General features: G+C 63.8%; 6 protein-coding genes. 2 read left to right on the top strand and 4 right to left on the bottom strand.

The window, feature by feature from the left end; genetic code table 11:
• The first annotated feature begins 6 nt into the window (after window positions 1–6).
• Window positions 7–18,261, top strand: coding sequence for an amino acid adenylation domain-containing protein (locus tag ACW9H9_RS00170; RefSeq protein ID WP_457341061.1), 18,255 nt, complete (start codon window positions 7–9; stop codon window positions 18,259–18,261).
• Window positions 18,254–18,490 carry an MbtH family protein gene (locus tag ACW9H9_RS00165; protein ID WP_457341062.1) on the top strand — a complete coding sequence of 79 codons (237 nt, stop codon included), beginning with the start codon at window positions 18,254–18,256 and terminating at the stop codon, window positions 18,488–18,490. The genes ACW9H9_RS00170 and ACW9H9_RS00165 overlap by 8 nt, the downstream gene beginning before the upstream one ends.
• A 118-nt stretch (window positions 18,491–18,608) precedes the next feature.
• On the opposite strand, the gene ACW9H9_RS00160 is transcribed toward ACW9H9_RS00165, so the two are convergent.
• From ACW9H9_RS00160 to ACW9H9_RS00145, 4 genes are read right to left on the bottom strand one after another with little or no spacing between them, the layout of a single operon-like run.
• Window positions 18,609–19,211, bottom strand: coding sequence for a cysteine hydrolase (locus tag ACW9H9_RS00160; RefSeq protein ID WP_457341063.1), 603 nt, complete (start codon window positions 19,209–19,211; stop codon window positions 18,609–18,611).
• Window positions 19,212–19,262: 51 nt separating this feature from the next.
• A complete protein-coding gene (locus ACW9H9_RS00155) occupies window positions 19,263–19,547 on the bottom strand; it encodes a DUF1330 domain-containing protein (protein WP_457341064.1) in 285 nt (94 codons plus the stop codon).
• Between the two features lie 30 nt (window positions 19,548–19,577).
• A complete protein-coding gene (locus ACW9H9_RS00150) occupies window positions 19,578–20,570 on the bottom strand; it encodes an aldo/keto reductase (RefSeq protein ID WP_457341065.1) in 993 nt (330 codons plus the stop codon).
• Between the two features lie 26 nt (window positions 20,571–20,596).
• Window positions 20,597–21,481: a fumarylacetoacetate hydrolase family protein gene (locus tag ACW9H9_RS00145; RefSeq protein WP_457341066.1), complete on the bottom strand. Its 885-nt coding sequence runs from the start codon at window positions 21,479–21,481 to the stop codon at window positions 20,597–20,599.
• Window positions 21,482–21,492: the final 11 nt, after the last annotated feature.

The following is a 21,492-nucleotide window of genomic DNA, read 5'->3' as shown; positions in this document are numbered from 1 at the left end:
ATTGCCATGCCGTTGTCGAGTCCAGTAGCTACCTTCAAAAGTGTGCGTGCCGAGAAAACCCGCGCTCATCGCGCGTTGTCCTGTGTGATTGTCGGCAGTGGCACCATTGCCGCCGCCTGTGCGCAGCATGTGCTGGACACCGGAGGCTCGTTGCGGGTCGTATTGGCCGCCGACGATTTTCTTGCGCAATGGTCGGCGGCGCACGACGTGGCTTGTACCCATTCGTGGGATGAACTGACGCAGGTACTGGCCACAGAGGCGGTGGACTGTTTGTTCTCGATCGACAACCCGTTGATCATTCCCGATGCAATCCTGAGTGGCTTCCCCCAGGGCACCTACAACTACCACGACGCCCTGTTGCCGCGGTACGCCGGTTCTCATGCCACGTCCTGGGCGCTCCTGGCAGGGGAGACGGCCCACGGGATTAGCTGGCACTGCATTGTCAGCGGGGTGGACAAGGGCGATATCGTGGTCCAGATCCCGGTGGAGATGGGGGCCGACGACACCGCGCTGTCCCTTAACCTCAAGTGCTATCAGGCTGCCCGTGAAGGGTTCGTCCACCTGTTTGACGCGCTCGTGCATGACACGGTCGAGTCGCGCCCTCAGGACCTGACGCAGCGCCACTTCTTTGGCCGTTATCGTCGGCCCGACGCCGCGGGTTGCCTGCAATGGCACCAGCCTGCAACGGTATTGTCGGCCCTGGTCAGGGCGTTGGACTTCGGCCCCTACCACCGTAACCCGCTGGCCCGCGCCAAACTGCTGTTGGCCGATGACGTGTTATGGGTCGCCCGCCTGGACGTCACCCACGACCGTTCCTGCCAGCCACCGGGTACGTTGCTCCAGATTGATCCGCAAGGCTGGCGCATAGCGACGGCGGACGTCGACGTCATCGTCCGTGACCTGCAAGGGCTGGGCAACACGTCGGCCGATGCGCAACACCACGCGCAACAGCGCGGCCTGAAAGTGGGGGACCGCTTGCCCAGCCTTGACGGCGACAGCGCCGTGTCGCTGAGAAGCGCCCATGAGTCGATTGCGGCCCACGAGGCCTTTTGGATCGAGCGCCTCGGGCGGCTGGAGCACACCAGCACCCCGTTTGCCGCGCCCCCGTCGGCCTCGCCCGAGGGCGACTGGCAAGTGACGGATTGGTCGCACTCCCCGCAAACGGATGAACTGCTGGGGGCATGGATGATTTACCTCGCGCGCCTGACAGGCGCCACCACGTTGCAAATCGGCTGGCCTGCCAAGCTCCCCGATGCCTGGAGCCACGCCACGCACCTGTTTGCCCCCAACGTGCCGATGGAGCTGCAGGTTGACCTCACGCGCCCGTTTCAACACGTATTCAGGGCCTTGAATGAAGAGCGCGAATGCCTGGCTGGGCGCCTGACATTCCCATGGGATGTGCTGGGCCGTATTCCCGAATTGCGTGAGGCCGCCTTGCTGTTTCAACAGCAACCCTGGGCCTATGCGGTCGACTTCACCGGCAACGCGCCTGCTCACACGTGCAGCGCCCTGATCACCCTCCAGATCGATGCACCGAATGGCCGCCACCGCTGGCATTACGACGCGGCGCGGGTGGCGCAATCGCTGATGGACAATATGGCGGGGCATGTCGACGCGCTACTGGCATCAGCGGCGCACACGCCTTTGCTGCCAGCCGTAGAACTGAACCTGTTGACGGTGCCCGAGCGTACGCGCTTGGTGCACACCTGGAACGAGGCCGATGCGCTTTGCGGTGACGACCGTTGCCTGCACGAGCTTTTCGAGCAACACGCGAGGTCGCGTCCGGATGCCGTGGCGGTGACCCAGGACGGCAAGTGCCTCACGTATGGCGAGCTGGACGCGTTGTCCAACCATCTTGCCCATCAGTTGATTACCCGTGGCATCCAGATCGACGACCGGGTGGCGGTGTGTACCCAGCGCAGCCCGGCGATGCTCGTCGGCCTGCTGGCGATAATGAAAGCCGGTGGGGCCTATCTGCCACTGCCTGCATCACTGCCCCAGGAACGACTGAAGCAAATCATCGACGACGCCTCGCCAGCGCTTGTGCTCGTGGATCAAGCAGGCCTGGCCGCCCTCGGCGAGAGCGAGCACCACCTGGCCCTCGAACCCTGGACGGTGCAAAAAGCGCCGGCCAGCCCGCGTATTACGCGCGTGCAAAACCTGAACCCGTCGTGTTTGGCCTATGTCATTTACACCTCGGGATCGACGGGGCAGCCCAAAGGCGTCATGGTCGAGCACCGCCAGATTGTGCATCAGATCCGCGCACTTCAGGCGCAGTGGCAATGGGGCAGAGATGATCGCGTGTTGCAGTTCTGCAACCTTGCGTTCGACGTTTCCCTGGTCGAGATATTCGGCGCGCTGGCCAGCGGTGCACGCCTGGTCTTGCGCACCGACGACTGGCTGACCAGTGCCGAGGGTTTCTGGCAGCTGTGTGAGCGTGAGGGCATCACCTACCTCGACTTGCCCGTCCAATTCTGGCTGCAATTGGCAAAGGATCCGCGGCCACCCGCCACGCTGCGCGTGATCTGCGTCAGCGGCGAAGCCGTGCCTGCCCATGCCCTGCGCCAGTGGCTGGAGCGTGTCCCCGCCGGGCCGGTTCTGGCCAACTGCTACGGGCCGACGGAAGCCACCGTCACGGCGACACTCCATTGCCCGGTCCTGCGCCAAGAGCCAATTGATGCGATTGGCCGACCGTTACCGCAAGTCCGTATCTACCTGCTGGACGCCTGCGGCCAGCCTGTGCCCCAAGGCGTCACGGGTGAGCTGTACATCGGTGGTAGAGGCGTTGCCCGTGGTTATCTCAACCGCCCGGCGCTGACGCAGGCCAGTTTTGTCGCCGATCCCTTCAGCGAGGAGCCAGGAGCTCGGATGTACCGTACGGGCGACCTGGCTTGTTACCTGCCGGATAGCCGGTTGGTGTTCCTGGGGCGTAACGATGAGCAGGTGAAGATCCGCGGGTTTCGCATCGAGCCTGGCGAAATCGAAGGCCACCTGGCCCGCTACCCTGGCCTGGTCGATGCCACGGTGCAGGTGCACGAGGCGGCCTCGGGAGACCGGCAACTGATTGCCTATATCGTGTGTGCCGAGGGCGAGGCGGGGGCCCACCTGGCCGCGGATTGCCGCGCTTACCTGGCGCAGCGCCTGCCCGACTATATGGTTCCCACTGCCTACGTGACGCTGGCACGCCTGCCGCTGACCGCCAATGGCAAAATCGACCGCAAGGCCTTGCCCGAGCCCGATGGTTACGCATGGGTCCGTCATGCCTATGCCGCGCCGGTTGGTGCGATGGAGCGAATGCTGGCCGGGTTGTGGAGCGATATTCTCGGCATCGCGCAGGTGGGCCGCCAGGATAACTTTTTCCGCTTGGGCGGCCACTCGCTGCACGCCATTACGCTGATAGAACGCCTGCGCCGCCTGGGCCTGGGCATCGACGTACAGGGGTTGTTCACCACGCCGGTCCTGATGGACCTGGCTGCGACATTCGCCACGGCCAACGATGTGGCGGTTGCGGATAACGCGATTACCCCGCAGACGCTGCACTTGACCCCACACCTGTTGCCCCTGGCGGACCTCGACCAGGACGGTATCGACCGTGTGGTCGAGCACGTGCCAGGCGGGGTGGCGAACATCCAGGACATCTACAGCCTTTCGCCGTTGCAGGAAGGCATTTTGTTCCACCATCTGCTGCACACCGATGGCGACCCCTACCTGATTTCCAGCCAGACCGTGTTTGCAGACCGCGACTTGCTGGACCGCTACGTGGCCGCCATGCAGCACGTCGTGGACCGTCACGACATCCTGCGCACCTCCTTTCTCTGGGAGGGCTTGTCCGCCCCGGTGCAAGTGGTGTGGCGCGAGGCCCGCGTGCCCGTGCAGCAAATCGAGCTCGAGCCGCAGGCAGGCTCGGCCTGCGAGCAATTGTCGCGCCTGATCGACCGCCCCGACGCGCGTATGCGCCTGGACCAGGCGCCGCTGATCCAGCTGTACATCGCACAAGACCCCGCTGATGGGCGCTGGGTGCTCCACGAACTGCAACACCACCTGATCGGCGACCACGCTACGGTGGAGATCACCCATGACGAAATCCGCGACATACTGACCGGCAACGCTGAGGGCCTTGCCACGCCGGGTGCGTTCCGCCAGTTGATCGGCCAGGCGCGTGCCGCGAGCCAGGGCGATACAGACCGGCGCTATTTCGAGGCGCAACTGGCGAGCATCGATCAAACCACCGCCCCCTTCGGTTACACCGATCTCAAGGGCACAGGTCACAATGCCAGCGAAGCGCACCTGCCACTGCCCCCGTCGTTGAACCAGCGCCTGCGGGCACAGGCACAGCAACTGGGCGTCAGTGTCGCCAGCCTGTGCCACCTGGCATGGGGGCGGGTCGTTGCCGTGACCAGCGGCCAACAGGGGCCGGTGGTGTTCGGCACCGTGTTGTTCGGTCGCTTGCAGGCGGGCAGCGATGCCGACCGCACCTTGGGGTTGTTCATCAACACCTTGCCGCTGCGCTTGGACCTCGCCGACGTCAACTGCCTGGACGGCGTGTATCACACGCACACGCAACTGGCGCAGCTACTCAATCACGAACATGCCTCGTTGGCGCTGGCTCAGAATTGCAGTGGTATCACGGCGCAGCAACCGCTGTTCACGGCCCTGTTCAACTATCGCCACAACAGCCTTAAAACCGGGGCCGCAGGCGCAGCCTTGCCGGGCATCGAGTGGCAGGGCACGCGCGAAAGGACCAACTATCCAATCCTCATGTCGGTGGAAGACGATGGCCAAGCGCTGAGCTTGACGGCCCAAGCAATTGACCCGCTGGACCCGATGCGGCTGTGCCGCTATTTGCAGGAGGCGTTGAGCGGCTTGGCCGACGCGCTGGAAAACGCTCCGCATCGCCTGATCAACCGCTTACCGGTGTTGCCGCAGCAGGAGCGCCAGGCGCTGCTGGCATTGCCGCTCCCATTACCGGCCGACGAAGAGGGCGCCACGTTGGCCGCCCGCTTCGAACGCCAGGTAGCACGCACGCCCACGCAGACCGCCGTGATGTTTGACGGTCAATCGTGCAGCTATGCGGCACTCAACACGCGGGCCAACCGCCTGGCGCACCGGCTGATCAGCCTGGGTGCGTGCCCTGGCGAGCGCGTGGCAATTGCGCTGCCACGGTCCCTGGAAATGGTGGTTGCGCTGATGGCCGTGCTCAAGTCTGGCGCGGCCTACCTGCCGCTTGACGTTGATTATCCCGCCGAGCGGCTGGCGTACATGCTCGAAGACGGCGCCCCGTGCCAGGTCATCACCCATCCGGATATTGCCCTGCCCAACAGTGCGCCCCGACTGCTGTGGGACGATGCCGCCGATGCCTGCTTTGCCGAACATAACCCCGATGACAGCGACCGTCTGGCCACACTCGACCGGCGTCACCCCGCTTACGTGATGTACACCTCCGGCTCGACCGGGCGGCCCAAAGCGGTAGAAATGTCACAGGCCGCACTCGTTAACCTGATGGCATGGCATCACGCGACGTTTTCAAGCGATCGCGCCACGGTGGTCGCTCAATTCACCGCGCTGAGCTTCGATGTGTCGGCGCAAGAGATTCTGTCTACAGTGCTGCACGGCAAGACCTTGGCCGTCCCACGTCGTGACGTCCAGCGCGACCCGGCGAGCCTCGCGCTCTGGATGGAGCGCAGCGGCGTGCAACAGCTCTATGCGCCCAACCTGGTGATCGAGGCGATACGCGAAGCCGCCGAGGAGCAAGGGTTGGCCTTGCCCGCACTGGTCGATATTGCCCAGGCCGGTGAAGCGCTGCAGGTCAGCCAGGCCCTGCGTGACTGGTATCGCTGCGCGCCCGGGCGCCGCTTGCACAATCACTATGGCCCGACGGAAACCCATGTGGTCACCGCGCATACCCTGGCCGAACACGTTGACCAATGGGACCCACGCGGTTCTGCACCGATCGGCGAGGCTATCTGGAACACGCGGTTGTATGTCCTCGACAGCCTGCTGCAACTCGTGCCGAAGGGGGTTGCCGGCGAGCTCTACGTGGCGGGCGCCCCCCTGGCCAACGGTTACTTCCTGCGCCCGGGCCTGACCTCCCAGCGTTTTGTCGCCGATCCGTTTTTTGCGGGCGAGCGTATGTACCGCACGGGTGACCTGGTACGCCGTGTTGACGATGGCCAGGTCGAGTACCTCGGGCGCATCGATGATCAGGTCAAGTTGCGCGGGTTCCGCATCGAGCCCGGCGAGATCGAGGCGGCCATTGCCCGGCACGGTTATCCACGCAGCAAGGTCGTCGTTCGCGAGGATGTTCCGGGCAATCGCCAATTGGTTGCCTACCTGATCAGCGCGGCGCAAGCCGATATCGAAACCTTGCGGCGTGCCCTGGCTGCCGAACTGCCCGATTACCTGCGCCCAGCCGCTTACGTCTCACTGCAAGCCCTGCCACTGACGGCGAATGGCAAATTGGACCACCGCGCGTTGCCGGTGCCGGACTTCGTCTGCGTGCAAAGCCGCGCGCCGCGCACCCCACAGGAGGCGCTGCTGTGCAGCCTGTTCTGCAAGGTGCTGGGGCTGGAGCGGGTGGGCATTGATGACAACTTCTTCGAGCTGGGCGGGCATTCGTTGCTGGCGACACGCCTGGTGGCGCGCGTGCGCAGTGTGCTCTCGGTAGAACTGAACGTCGATGCGCTGTTTCATGCGCCGACCGTTGCCAGCCTGTGCGAGCGGCTGGCGAGCGCCACCCCGGGCTCCCGACGGGTTGCCCTGGTGGCGCAGCGACGGGAAGGCCGGTTGCCGCTGTCCTTTGCACAGCAACGCCTGTGGTTCCTCTATCGCCTGGAAGGCGCTAGCGCGACGTACAATATGCCCCTGGCCTTGCACCTGACGGGTACGCTCGACCTGGCCGCCATCGGCCATGCGGTCGGTGATCTCGTGGCGCGGCATGAAAGCCTGCGGACGTTGTTTCCCGACCATGACAACACCCCTTACCAGCAAGTGCTGGCGGTGGATGATCCGCGTGCGCAAGTCTCGCTGGTGCACCTGCAAGCAACCGCCCACGACGTGCAGCAACAGCTGCAGGCCTGGAGCTGCCAGACATTCGAGCTCGACAGGGAAATTCCCATTCGGGCCGCGCTGTTCAAACTGGCGGCAGACCAGCACGTGCTGCTGTTGTTGATCCACCATATCGCTTCGGACGGCTGGTCGATCGCTCCGCTGGTACACGACCTCGGCGCGGCCTATGCCTGCCGGCTGGACGCCGATGCACCGGCGTTGGCGCCGTTGCCGGTGCAGTACGCCGACTATACCCTGTGGCAACGCGAGCACCTGGGCGACGCGAGCCACCCCCAGAGCCTGCTTTCGCAACAAATGGCCTACTGGCAACAGGCGCTGGCAGGTCTGCCCGAATGCATTCGCCTGCCCACGGACCGACCGCGTCCGGCCCAATCGAGCTACCGAGGCGATGTGCTGACCTTCAGGCTGCCTGCCGACCGCGTGGCCCGCCTGAGGTCCTTGGCCAATACCTGTGAGGCGAGCCTTTACATGGTCTTGCAGGCAGGCTTGGCGACCTTGCTTGGCAAGCTCGGTGCCGGAGATGACATCGCCATAGGCAGCCCCATTGCCGGGCGTACCGACCAGGCGCTGGAGGACCTGGTAGGGTTCTTCGTCAATACCCTGATCATGCGGGTCGACCTCAGCGCAGGCCCCAGCGCTATCGAGTTGGTGCGGCGGGTGCGCCAGAGCAGCCTGGGGGCCTATGCCCATCAGGACTTGCCTTTCGAGCAACTGGTCGAAGCGCTCAACCCGGTTCGCTCGCAGGCCTATCATCCGTTGGTGCAAGTCACCCTGGCGCTGCACAATACCGCGGTTGCCACGCCGGACTTCAAGGGGCTGCACGCCCGCGAGATCGCTATCGATACCGGCACCGCCAAATTCGATTTAAGCGTGCACCTGACGGAAGACGGCGACACGCTGGACGGTTTTATCGAATACGCCAGCGATGTGTATGACGCTGCCAGCGTCCAACGGATGCTGGACCGTCTGATCCTGGTGCTCGATGCCATGACGGGGCAGCCCGAGGCATCGATCGACCGCATCGATATTCTCTCGCCCCAAGAGCGTGGCGAAGCCCTCTTGAAATGGAACGACACGGCACACGAAGTGCAGGACGGCTGTTTGCACGGGTTGTTCCAGGCACAGGTTTTGCGCAGCCCCGAGGCGCCCGCCGTAGAAGCTGGCGACGATGTTCTTTCGTTCCGCACATTGAACGCCAGGGCTAACCAACTGGCACGGCACCTTGCGGCCCAGGGGATCGGTGCCGAAGACAGTGTGGCGATTGCCTTGCCTCGCGATGCGATGCTGGCCGTGGCGTTGTTGGGGGTGAGCAAGTGTGGCGCCGCCTACTTGCCCCTTGACCCGGATTACCCCAAGGATCGTCTGGCGCTCATGCTTGACGACAGCGCCCCTCGCGCCGTGCTGTGCACGGTGGGCGCCGCCCTGACACTGCCACCTGGATGCCTGCGCATCAATCTCGACGAAGCGGCACTCACTGAGCGCCTTGCCGGGTATGGCATAGCCGACCTGAGCGACAGTGACCGAGTGCGGCAGGTCGGTTCGAGCAACCCGGCGTACATCATCTATACCTCCGGCTCGTCGGGCCGACCCAAAGGGGTGGTGGTGGCTCATGCCGAGGCGGTCAACCACATGCAGTGGATGGCCGCCCAATACCCGCTCGACGCTAGCGACCGGGTATTGGCGCGTACCTCGATCAACTTTGATGCGGCCGCCTGGGAGTTCTGGCTCCCGCTGATAACCGGGGCGCGGATGGTTCTGGCACCGACCGGTATCGTTCGGGACATGGAGCAGTTGGCTAACTTCGTGAGCCGACGGCAGATTAGCGTGGCGCAATTTGTGCCGTCGATGCTCGACGCCATGCTGGCGGTATTGCCTGCGTCGCTCACCGCGCTGCGCCAGGTGTTCCTGGGCGGGGAGCCGTTGCCCATGCGCTTGGCCAAACAGATGCACGAGCGCTATGGCATACACCTGGTGAATTTGTATGGGCCTACCGAAACCACGATCCAGACCAGCAGCCATACCTGGCAGGTGAGCGATGAGGGGCCGCATGTGCCCATCGGCCTGCCCATCTGGAATGCACAGCTGTATGTCCTGGACGAACAGCTTCGCCCCGTACCGCCCGATGTTGCGGGCGAACTCTACGTCGCAGGCCATGGCTTGGCCCGGGGTTACCTTGGGCAGGCCGGGCTCACGGCGAGTGCGTTTGTGGCCAACCCCTTCGGCCCACCGGGCTCGCGGTTGTACCGCACCGGTGACCGGGTAGGGCGCCAGGCAGACGGCACGCTCCAGTTTCTGGGACGCACCGACGAGCAGGTCAAATTGCGCGGTTTTCGCATCGAAACCACCGAAGTCGAAGCCGTCCTGCGTCATCAGGCCGGGGTTGGCCAAGTCGCCGCCATGGTCCGTGAGGACCAGCCGGGGCAACCGCACCTGGTGGCGTATGTGGTTGCGGCCAAGGGCGATGTGGCCCGGGACGCCAACCATGAAATCAGTCAGGTCGAGCAATGGCGTGAGTTCTACGAATCGCTCTACGACGACTCCGACTCTGAAGTGTTCGGCGAAAACTTCGACGGTTGGACCAGCAGCTATACCGGCAAGCCGATCCCCGCGCAGGACATGCACGCCTGGCGCGAGGCGACGGTGACGCGCATCCGGGAGCTGGCACCCAGCCGGGTCCTGGAGATCGGTGTAGGGTCGGGCCTGCTGCTGTCGCAGCTCGCCGGCAACTGCGAAGCCTATTGGGCCACGGACTTTTCCGCTGAAACCATCGCGACCCTGCGCAAGCGCGTTGCGCTTCAGGAGGACCTGGCGGGTATCGTCGAGCTGCGCACGCAGCCTGCCCACGTCCAGGACAGCCTGCCGACAGGTTTTTTCGACGTCGTGGTCATCAACTCGGTCGTGCAGTACTTCCCGAGCATGGACTACCTGGCCGACGTCATCGGCCTGGCCTTGCACACCCTGGTCCCCGGGGGCACGGTGTTTATCGGTGACGTGCGCAACCTGCATTTGCTGCGTTGCTTCTCTTGCGCCACTCAGTGGCACAAGGCCGACCCCGCACACCGCGGAAAAACGCTGGTGCAACAGGTAGAAAAGACGATCCATACCGAGAAGGAACTGCTTCTGGCGCCTGAGTTCTTCACCCACCTGACCACGCGTTTTGCCGAATTGGGCGCGGTCGATATCCAGGTGAAACGCGGTGCGCACGTCAACGAACTGAACAGCTACCGCTACGACGTCAAACTGCACAAGGCGCCCGTGGCGACGGTTTCCCTGGAGCATGCGCCCACACTCACCTGGGGCCAGGACGTCGACGGTATCGGCCGCTTGCACGATCATTTGCTGCACGCAGGGCCCGCGCAATTGCGCCTGACGCGCGTGCCCGACACGCGCCTGCAAGCCGATCTGCAATTGATGGCGCTGGTCGATCTTCATGCCCGTGAGGCGAGCCCGGACGGGGTGCCTGATGTGGATGCGTTCCACCTGCTGGGCGAGTCTTTGGGCTACCGGGTCGCGGTCACCCGGGCCTGCGACGCCGTTGAATACCTGGAGGTGCTGTTCTGGCAAGGGGACGCTACCAGCGTGCCCCATGGGGTCTATCGCGAGCAGCCCGCAGGCACGCCGCCGGTGTATGCCAATACGCCGATGAAGCTCGACCCTTCGGCCATGCGCACGGCCCTTGCCGAGCAGTTGCCGGACTATATGGTGCCTTCGGCTATCGTGGTGCTCGACCATTTGCCGCTGCTGCCCAACGGCAAACTCAACCGACGCGCGCTGCCCGCACCGCGCTATGACAGTGGCGGTGGGCGGCAACCGCGCACGGCACAGGAACGCGTGCTGGTGGGCCTGTTCGCCGAAATACTCGGCCTGGCTGAAGTGTCGATCGATGACAACTTCTTTGAGTTGGGTGGGCATTCGCTGTTGGCAACCCGCCTGGCCAGCCGTATCCGTGGCGCATTGGGCCTGGAACTGCCGATTGGCCTGCTGTTCGATGCGCCGACGGTGGCCCTGCTGATCGACGGGTTGCAGCAGCACGCCTGCGACATCCCGCGCCCTGCATTGCAAGCCGCGCAGCGCCCCGAGCGTGTGCCGTTGTCGTTCGCGCAACAGCGCCTGTGGCTGTTGGACCGCGTGGAAGGTGCCAGCGCCACCTACAACATCCCGCTGTGCCTTGAGATTGTCGGCGCGCTTGACCCAAAGGCCTTGCAAGCTGCGATGGATGATCTTCTGGCCCGTCACGAAAGCCTGCGCACCGTGTTTGTGTCTTATGACGGTGAGCCGTATCAACAGGTGCTGGCCGCGCAGGACAGCGCGGCAAGGCTGGTGATTGAGTGGGGCGATTCAAGCGTTGCGACGTTGCCCGAGGTACTCCGACACGCGGCCAGCAGGCCCTTTGCGCTACACCGTGACATCCCTGTGCGCGCCAATGTGTGGCGCCTGGACCAACAGAGCCATGTGTTGTTGATCCAGTTGCACCATATCGTCGCCGATGGCTGGTCGTTCACGCCGCTGCTACGCGATTTGTCGCTGGCCTACGCGGCACGATTGCAAGGGCAGTCACCGGTGTTTCCGGTGCTGGCGTTGCAATACGCCGACTACGCGCTGTGGCAGCGCGAGCTGTTGAGTGACAACCAGCCGCAGGGGTTGCTGGCTCGCCAGACCCGTTACTGGCGTGATGCGCTGGCCGGGTTAGCACCGTGCATCGCGCTGCCTACCGACCACCCGCGGCCGCTTGAGTCGTCCCATCGCGGTGGTTTTGTGCCGGTTGCAATGCCCCAGGCTTTGCACCGGCGCCTAAAGGCCCTTGCCCGGCGCTGCGATGCCAGCCTTTTCATGGTGCTTCAAGCGGGGCTGGTGTTGCTGCTGAGCAAGCTCGGCGCTGGCGAAGACATCGCCATCGGCAGCCCGATTGCCGGGCGTACCGACAGTGCGGCGGATGAGCTGGTGGGGTTCTTCGTCAACATGCTGGTGTTGCGCACCGACCTTGGCGGTGACCCCAGCGTTGCGCAATTGATCGACCGTGTGCGCCAGACCAGCCTCGGGGCCTATGCCAACCAGGACCTGCCGTTCGAGTTGCTGGTGGAACTGCTCAACCCGCCACGGGCGCGCAACCACGCGCCGCTGGTACAGGTGACGTTGACCCTGCAGAACAGCTCGCAAGCGGTGTTGCACCTGCCGCACCTGCAGGTGAGCGAACGCCCGGTGGATCTGGGCACGACCAAGTTCGATCTGACGGTTGGCTTCGTGGAAACAGCGGACGCGCTGGAGGGTGGCGTGGAATATGCGTGCGACCTGTTCGATCCGCAGACCATGGAACGCTTCTCGCAGATGTACCTGCACCTACTTGAACGCATGGCCGATGACTTGCAGCAACGCGTCGGCGATATCGACTTGCTGACTTTGCAGCAGCGCCAGCAGGTGCTGTCTTCGTCGCGCAATCTGTGCGGGCCCGCGCCCACCCATACCCTGACCGAACTACTCGATCAACAGGCACGGCGTTCACCCGGTGCCTGTGCGCTGGTGTTCGAGATGCAGCGACTCGATTATGCCGCGCTCGCGGCGTCGGCCAACCGTCTGGCCCATTACCTGATCGCGCTTGGGATCGGGCCGGAGGATCGGGTGGCCATTTGCGTTCCTCGCTCCACCGCCTTGGTGACCGGGCTGCTGGCCGTGCTCAAGAGCGGTGCGGCGTATGTGCCCCTGGACCCCGATTACCCGCTGGAGCGGCTGACGTACATGCTCGGTGACGCCAGCCCTCGCGCGGTGATCGCCCTCACGGGCAGTGTCCTCTCGACCGTGGCCAGCGACGTCCCGATGCTGATGCTCGACGAGCCGGTCTTGCAGGCTCGCCTGGCGCAGATGCCGGACCATGACCCCCAAGACGCTGAGCGTACCCGGGCATTACGCTTGAGTCACCCGGCCTACATGATCTACACCTCGGGGTCTACCGGGCGTCCCAAAGGCGCGATTGTCGCCCACGAGGCGATTGTCAACCGTCTGAGCTGGATGCAGGCCACCTATGCGCTGGACGAAAACAGCCGCGTGCTGCAAAAGACACCGGCCAGTTTCGATGTGTCGGTCTGGGAGTTTTTCTGGCCGCTCATGGTGGGCGCAACGCTGGTGCTCGCCCGCCCCGGTGGGCATCGTGATCCCGATTACCTTGCCGGCCTGATCCGCTCCGAGCGGATCGACACCCTGCATTTCGTACCGTCGATGCTCGGCGAGTTCCTGCAGGATGAGCAACTGACCCGGGACTTGCCGCTAAGGCAGGTATTTGTCAGCGGCGAAGCGCTGTCCGGCGATATCGCGCGCCGTTTTGCACTCAGTCAACGCGCTGCCTTGCACAATCTTTATGGCCCCACTGAAGCGGCGGTCGACGTGACGTTCCAGGCGTATGACCCGCTCGCACAGGCCCACGCCGCCAGTATCCCCATCGGGCGACCTATCTGGAACACCGGGATCTATGTCCTCGACGCACGCCTGCGCCCGGTGCCGCCCAACGTGCCGGGCGAGTTGTACATCGCGGGCATGGGCTTGGGACGCGGCTATCACAACCGGCCCGGGCTGACCGCCGAGCGTTTTGTCGCCTCGCCCTTTGGCGGCCCCGCCGAGCGCCTGTACCGCACCGGCGACCTGGCCTGCTGGAGCGGCGAGGGCGCGTTGATATTCCTGGGGCGCGTGGATGCCCAGGTGAAAATTCGTGGGTTGCGCATAGAGCTGGGCGAGATTGAAGCGGTGCTGGCCGCGCAGCCTGGCGTTGCCCAGGCTGTCGTGATCGACCGTGAGGACCAGCCGGGTCATCATCTGTTGGTGGGTTATGTGGTGAGCCTGCCGCAACAGGTGCTGCAGGGCACGATCCTGCGCGAACAGCTCTCGACGACGTTGCCCGAGCATATGGTGCCGGGCGCCATTGTGGTGCTGGAGCGCCTGCCGATCACCCCTAACGGTAAGCTGGATCGCCGTGCCTTGCCGCCACCGGTCTACGTTGCGGCTTCCGCTCGCCTTGCCAGTACGCCCGAGGAGCAGGTGCTGGTCCAAACCCTGGCAGAGGTGCTGGGCACTGCCGACACGCTGTCGATGGACGATAATTTCTTTGGCCGGGGCGGCCACTCCCTGCTCGCGATCAAGTGGGTGACGCGACTGCGTCGGTGCGGTTACGCGCTGGACCTGGGCACGCTGTTCCGTGGGCATACACTCGAGTCCCTGGCTGCAAGCCTGGTGCCCTGTGAGGCGACAGCCGCGCTTGACGCCGCGCCGACCCAGCGCTTTGCCCTGGTAAACCTGACCCGCCAGGACCTCGCGTCCATCGCGGCCCGTACTGCGGGTGGCGATGAAAATATCCAGGACATTTACCCGCTCACACCGCTGCAGGAAGGGTTCCTGTTCCATCACCTGAACGGCGAAGGCGGCGATGCCTACCTGATGTCGCAACTGTGGGCTGTGACCGAAGAAGCGCTGCTGCACGGTTTTCTTGATGCCCTGCAAACCGTGATAGACCGTCATGACATCCTGCGCACCGCGTTCTACTGGGACCTCCCTGGCGACCCCGTGCAAGTGGTGCTCAAACGAGCCAGCCTGCCGGTCGAGTGGCTGACGCTTTCGAGTAGCGAAGGGGATGCCAGCGCGTTCATGCACGAGCAACTGCAGCGCAACGATGTGGCCCTGGACCTCGGCGCAGCCCCGCTGATTCATGTGAGCGTACTGCACGACACGGTCAACCAACGCTGGCTGGTGCTGCTGCGGATTCACCACAGCGTCGACGACAACCGCTCGATGATGATCATGTTTGATGAAATCCGCCTGTTGTTGCAGGGCGACGGTGCGCACTTACCGCCGTCGCTGGCGTTTCGCAAGCGGGTGGAGCAATCACTGGCCAAGCCGGATGACGAGGGTTTCTGGCGTGACTTGCTGGCCGGTTTCGACACACCGGCCTATCCGTTCGGGGTGTCCGCGCTGGGGGCCGAAGAACCCCGGGAAGCCTCGGTGGTACTGGACGAAGCGAACACTGCGCGCCTGAAGGCCACGGTGCGGCGCTTGAACGTCGGGACTGCCGCCTTTCATCACTTGGCGTGGGCCTTGCTGATCGCGGCCGTGTCGGGCTGCGAGGATGTGGTGACCGGCAGCGTTCTGTTGGGGCGCGCCGAACTGGATGAGCGTACACAGGCCGCGCTGGGGCCTTACATCAATACCTTGCCGTTTCGTGTGCAGGTGGGCGATGAGGGCGTGCAAAGCAGCCTGCTGCGCGTGCACCTGTTACTCGCGCAACTGCTTGAGCATCAGGACGCTTCACTGGTGCGTCTCCAGCGTTACAGCGATGTCAGCGCCGGGACGCCGCTATTTTGTACCTTGCTCAACTGCCGCAGCCGCGATGACAGCGAGGCGTTCGGGCAGATCGTGGACGGCATCGAATGGGTGGACGGGCATGAGCGCACGACCTTTGCGCTCACCGCCGCCATTGACGATGAGGGCGCCCGGTTCAGGATTACCGTGCAAGCGGACGCAAGCCTGGATGCCGCGCGAATCGGCGCCATGTACCTCCAGATCGCCCAGCAGCTGTTACAGGCGCTGGAGCAGACTGCCCAGGCACCGTTGCGCAGCATCAGTGCACTGGGCCCTGCCGAGCGTCAGCAAGTGCTGCATACCTGGAACGACACTGCGCACGCATTGCCGGCCATGCTGCTGCCCGCGCTGATCGAACAACGGGCAATGCATTCACCCGGCGCGACAGCCCTGGTGTTTGAACATCAGGTGCTCGATTACGCCGGCCTCAACGAACGTGCCAATCGCCTGGCGCATTACTTGATCCGCCACGGCATCGGCCCCGAGACACGGGTGGCCCTGTGTCTGCCGCGGTCTGTCGAGGTAATTGTCGCAATCCTTGCCGTGCTCAAGGCCGGTGCCGCCTATGTACCGATTGACCCGGCGTACCCAGCGGCGCGGCAGGCCTACATGCTCAGCGACGCTCGGCCGCGCCTGGTTCTGGTGCAGCATGCCGATGAGGCCCAGCAGGCGTGGGCAGGCACCTTGCCAACGCTCGCGCTGCACTCGCCGCATGTCCTCGAGGCGCTGGCGCAGAGCCCCGCACATGATCCAACCGACCGCGATCGCCTCGGCACGCTCCACGCGACGCATCCGGCGTATGTCATTTACACCTCGGGTTCCACCGGGCAGCCCAAAGGCGTGGAAGTGACGCATGCCGGGTTGGTGGGGATGGCCTTGAGTCATGTCGAACGGTTGGGGGTGACGGCTCGCAGTCGGATCCTACAATTCGTGTCGCTGTCCTTTGACGTGTCTATCGGCGAACTGGCCTTCGGCCTGGTGGCCGGGGCCGCGCTGGTGATCGTGCCGGAAGGGCAGCGCGACCCGGACGGCCTGGTCGCGCTGGCCAACCAGCAGGGGATTACTCACCTGAGCGTGCCAGCGGCGATCCTGGCGGCACTCCCATTGGAGTCGTTGCCGTCGTGCGAAACGCTGGTGGTGGGCGGCGAAAGTTGCTCGCCCGAGTTGATTGCTCATTGGGCACGCGGGCGGCGCATGCTCAATGCCTACGGCCCCACCGAAACCACGGTGTGCGCGACCATGAGCTCGCTCGTGGGTGCTGAGTCTGTGGCGTCTATCGGGCAGCCACTGTGGAACACCCGGGTCTATGTGCTGGATAACGCGCTGAACCCCTTGCCGCCTGGTTTGGTCGGTGAGCTGTATATCGCGGGCCCCGGGCTTGCTCGCGGCTATTTCGACCAACCGGGCTCAACGGCACAACGCTTCGTTGCCTGCCCATTCGGCCCGCCGGGAACGCGCATGTACCGTACCGGGGACAGGGCACGCTGGTGCGAAGATGGCAGCCTGGCGTTCGCGGGCCGTGCTGACACGCAAATCAAGATCCGTGGCTTTCGGGTCGAGCCCGGGGAGGTCGAGGCGTTCCTGACCGGGCAGGAGGATGTCGCTCAGGCGGCCGTTGTCGCCACCCAGGCCAACGGTGGCTCTGCGCAACTGCTCGCTTATGTGGTGCCGCATATCGGCGGGCCTGCGCTGCAGGCACTGGCGTTGCGGCGACGGATGGGGGACGTCCTGCCTGCCCATATGGTGCCGGCGCATGTCTTTGTAGTCGACGGCCTGCCGTTGACCGCCAACGGCAAACTGGATCGAAAATCACTGCAAACGCCCCCGACGCTGCCCGCACCGGTGCAGGTCCCGTTGACGGCCAGGGAGTCGATTGTGGCCGAGTTGTTCAGCGAGGTCCTTGACGTGCCTGTGGTCGGCGCCGATGACAGCTTCTTCGACCTGGGCGGGCACTCGCTGCTGGCTGCCCGCCTGGTCATGCGGGTGCGTGAAGTCTTGGGGGTCGAGGTGAATGTGCGCACGTTGTTCGAGGCTTCGTCCGTCGCAGCCTTGGCGCACAGGCTTGCCATCCCTCACGCAGGCGCCATCAGCAATGGCCCGTTGCTGGCCCTGCGGGCCAAGGGCAACCTGCCCGCATTGTTTTGCGTTCACCCAGCCTTCGGTTTTGGTTGGGGGTATGCGCGGTTGCTGCCCCATTTGTCATTGCAGCGACCCGTGCATGCCTTCCAGGCACGCGGTATCGAGGCGGATGAACCTGCCGCCACGTCGTTCCAGGCGATGCTGGAGGAATACCTGGCGTGTATTCGTGCGGTGCAGCCGGTGGGGCCGTATCACCTGCTCGGTTGGTCATTTGGCGCGGTGTTCGCGCATGCGTTGGCTTGCCGACTTCAACAGCAGGGAGAGGTCGTCGAGTTCCTGGGGCTGCTGGACGGCTACCCCCCTCAGGAAATCGCGCGCCTGCAAGCGTTGAGCCCGCCGTTATCGGTTGATCACCACCGCGACGCCGACGCTTTTGCAGGCGGGTTCATCGACCCGGCGACACTTGAGCGTTCGGTCCAGGTGGCCGTGAACAATCAGCGGCTCATGAGCGACCATTGCCCCGGCGTGTTTGACGGCCCCGTGCTATTTGCCCGGGCCATGCTGCACGAGCCGGGCACCCTTGAACCTGAGGTGGAGGCCTGGCGGCCTTACTTGCGGGGAGACTTCACCATGTTTGATGTAGAAAGCAGCCACAGCGACATGTTGAGTAAAGCCTGCGCCGTGACCATTGCCCACCAGATCGAAACCTACCTGGCGCCTGGCGCCGATAGCCCATCCAGTACTCGCCCACTTTTTTTACAGGAAAAACCCCATGAGTAATCCTTTTGAAAGACCCGATGCCAGCTATCTCGTGTTGATCAACCCTGAAGACCAGTACTCGCTCTGGCCGCAGGATATCGAGGTGCCGGCCGGTTGGACCGTATGTTTTGGCCCCCAGGCCAAAGAGGCGTGCATCGCCCATATCGACGCCACCTGGACCGACATGCGCCCGCGCAGCCTGCGAGAAGCGATGGAGGAGGACAGGGTGCGACGCAGCGAGGCGGGTTGATCGACCGTGCCGTCGGCAGCGCCTGTCGCGCAGCACTGACAGACGCTGCTAAACCGGTGGAGGGTGGACGCACGCTTTCCACCCTCCAGTACGCGGCTTTGGCAAACGCCGAGCGCGTTTAAGCCGTTAATGCCCGCAGAAAATCTTCATGGGCCATTGCTTGCGAAAACATCGGCAGCGTGTAGTTCACCGCCGCATGTTGTTGCTGCTCGGTGAACGTTGCGGTGCAGTCGGTAAGGCTCACCACGCTGTAGCCTTTCTCATACCCGGTGCGCACGGTGCCTTCCACGCAGCAGTTGGTTAAAAAACCAGCCACGGCGATGGTCTGGATGCCATGGTTGCGCAGCACAAAGTCCAGGCCGGTGGTGGCAAAGCCGTCCAGGCCGCGTTTGCCCTCTACCACGATATCGCCCGCTTGCGGCGTAACGGCCTGCGTGATTTCGGCGCCCCATGTTCCCGCAACAAAGGCATTGCCTTCTGCCACGCCCTTGAGGATGCCGTAGGGGCTGCCGGGCAGTTCGGGGTAACCCGGTGCAAAGGCGATCGGCAGGTGGATGATCTTCACCCCCAGCGCCCGCGCCTGCCTGATGGCATGGGCGGTGTTGGCCAGCATCTGGCTGTTTTCCATGACGTCTTTGACCGCGTCATGGAACACGCCGCCGGGTGTTGCGAAGTCGTTTTGATACTCGATAAGAATGATGGCTGTTTGTGCAGGCTTCATGATCGTTTTCCTAAGGAGGATGGGTGCAACAAGGGTAGTCCGTGCCGGGCGTTACACACCTTCGACCAGCACGGCGCTGAATTCCGACCCCTTGAGACGGTGTTGCCGGGCGGCCTCGTAGGCGGGGCTGTCATACCACTGACGGGCCTCTTGCAACGTTGGAAACTCAAGCACGACCACACGTTTTGCCTGCGCCCCTTCAAGTTGCTGTGGAGCGCCCGCCGCGAGCACCTTGAGCGGGTGGCCCGCAAACGTGTCGCGTACCAGGCTCTGGTAGGTGTCCACCTGACTTTGGTCGTGCGTGCTGTGGTGGGTAAAAATAATCAATGCAGTCATGACTCTCCCGTGAGCGCGGTCCAGAGGTGATTAATGAGTGGGCACAGGTGCTTCTGGCGAAATGAAACCCCGGTCCTTCAAGACTTGCCAGAACGCCGGTGGCACGTGGGCCTTGATGGCCTGAACGTCTTCGGCGATCCGCGACGGCCGGCTTGCGCCCGGAATGACCGCTGCGTACAGCGGGTTGGCCAGGGGGAATTGCAAGGCAGCAGACTTAATGTCTACGTTGAATTGACGCGCGATCTCATGCAGCGCCTTGACCTTGGCGAGCATCGCCTCGCTGGCAGGCTGGTACTCGAAATGCTGACCGCCCACCAACACGCCCGAACTGTAGGGACCACCGGCGACAAACTCGGCGCCTTTGGCCTGGGCCTTGGCAAACAAGCGTTGCAGCGGCTGGAGATGATCGAGCAGGGTATAGCGGCCCGCCAACAAGAAGCCGTCAGGGCGCACTTCATCAAGGTCCAGGGTCAGTTCACAAGGCTCGACCCGGTTGACGCCCAGGCCCCAGGCCTTGATGACACCTTCTTCCTTGAGGCGGGTGAGGGCTCGGAACGCGCCTTTGCGGGCGATGTTGAAGTGCTCGATCCACTCGTCTGCGTGGGTGTCCTGGGCCACGTCATGCACAAACACGATGTCCAGCCGGTCGGTGCGCAGCCGTTCGAGGCTGGCTTCGATCGAGCGCAACGTCGCATCGGCAGAGTAGTCGCTGAGCATTTTGTTGCGGTTGCCCTGGCTGAACGGTCCGCCATGGCCATCACCGTGCAGCTCATCCGAGACCAGGCGCCCGACCTTGGTGGCCAGTGTGTATTCGTCGCGATGATGCCCGGCCAGCGCCTGGCCCAGGCGCGTCTCGGAGAGGCCAGCGCCGTAGAGCGGGGCCGTGTCGAAAAAGCGGATGCCCTGGTTCCAGGCCGCTTCGACGGTTGCCGCCGCTTCTGCTTCGTCAATGGTGCGGAACATATTGCCCAGGGGCGCAGCGCCAAAGCCCAGTTGGCCGATGATCTTGTCTTTTAAACTCATTGTCTTATCTCACGTATTGGAAGGGTTTACGGGTGTGCAACAGGGTTTTCGAGCTCACCGAGGCCATCGATGGCGATACGTACCACGTCACCGGCCTGCAGGAAGCGCGGCGGGGTGAAGCCAATGCCGACGCCCACCGGCGTACCGGTGCTGATTACATCGCCTGCTTTGAGTTCGATACCGGCCGACAGGCATTCGATGAGCGCCGGGATGTCAAAAATAAGGTCGCGGGTGTTGGCGTTTTGCCTGAGCTCGCCATTGACCCAGCATTTGATAGCGGCGTCCTGTGGGTTGAATTCATCCGCCGTCACCACCCAGGGGCCCATGGGGCAGAAGCCGTCCAGGGATTTTCCGAGGAACCATTGCCGGTGGTTTTTCTGCAAGTCACGGGCGGTCACGTCATTGATGATGGTGTAGCCCCAGACATGCGCCATGGCCTGTTCTCTGGAAATACCCCGGCCGCCCTTGCCGATCACCACGCCCAGCTCGGCCTCATAGTCCAGCTGATGGGTGACTTGGGCATGCAAGGGGATGGGGGCCTGGTGGCCGATCACAGACTGCGGCGTCTTGGTAAACACCACCGGGAACTCCGGGGCGATTTCACCTTCCTTGGCACTGTGATCAAAGCCGGATGCGCTGAACTCGGCCGCGTGCTCCTGGTAGTTCTTGCCCACGCAAAAAATATTGCGTGACGGCGAAAGGGGCGCGAGCACCGTGGCGTCATCCAGGGCAAGCCCTTCGCCCTGCGCGACGAGCAGCGCCTTGACCTCGTCCCATTGGGCGATGAGCTGGTCGATGCTGCCGTTAAACCGGGCGGGCAACTGTGCAAGGGGCCAATACTGGCGAGTGTCCGCATCGATCAGGGCGGACACGGTTTGGCCAGCAGCATTCAAAACGTGGGTGAACTTCATCACATAACCTC

It is taken from the genome of Pseudomonas sp. SDO5215_S409, from assembly GCF_054071325.1.
The sequence above is the reverse complement of the archived record's forward strand: the minus strand, read 5'-3'. Positions and strand labels throughout refer to the sequence as shown.

Coding starts and splice junctions, on each gene's coding strand:
- ACW9H9_RS00160 (WP_457341063.1), bottom strand. CDS start 19,211: ATGAAGCCTGCACAAACAGCCATCATTCTTATCGAGTATCAAAACGAC.
- ACW9H9_RS00145 (WP_457341066.1), bottom strand. CDS start 21,481: ATGAAGTTCACCCACGTTTTGAATGCTGCTGGCCAAACCGTGTCCGCC.
- ACW9H9_RS00155 (WP_457341064.1), bottom strand. CDS start 19,547: ATGACTGCATTGATTATTTTTACCCACCACAGCACGCACGACCAAAGT.
- ACW9H9_RS00150 (WP_457341065.1), bottom strand. CDS start 20,570: ATGAGTTTAAAAGACAAGATCATCGGCCAACTGGGCTTTGGCGCTGCG.
- ACW9H9_RS00170 (WP_457341061.1), top strand. CDS start 7: ATGCCGTTGTCGAGTCCAGTAGCTACCTTCAAAAGTGTGCGTGCCGAG.
- ACW9H9_RS00165 (WP_457341062.1), top strand. CDS start 18,254: ATGAGTAATCCTTTTGAAAGACCCGATGCCAGCTATCTCGTGTTGATC.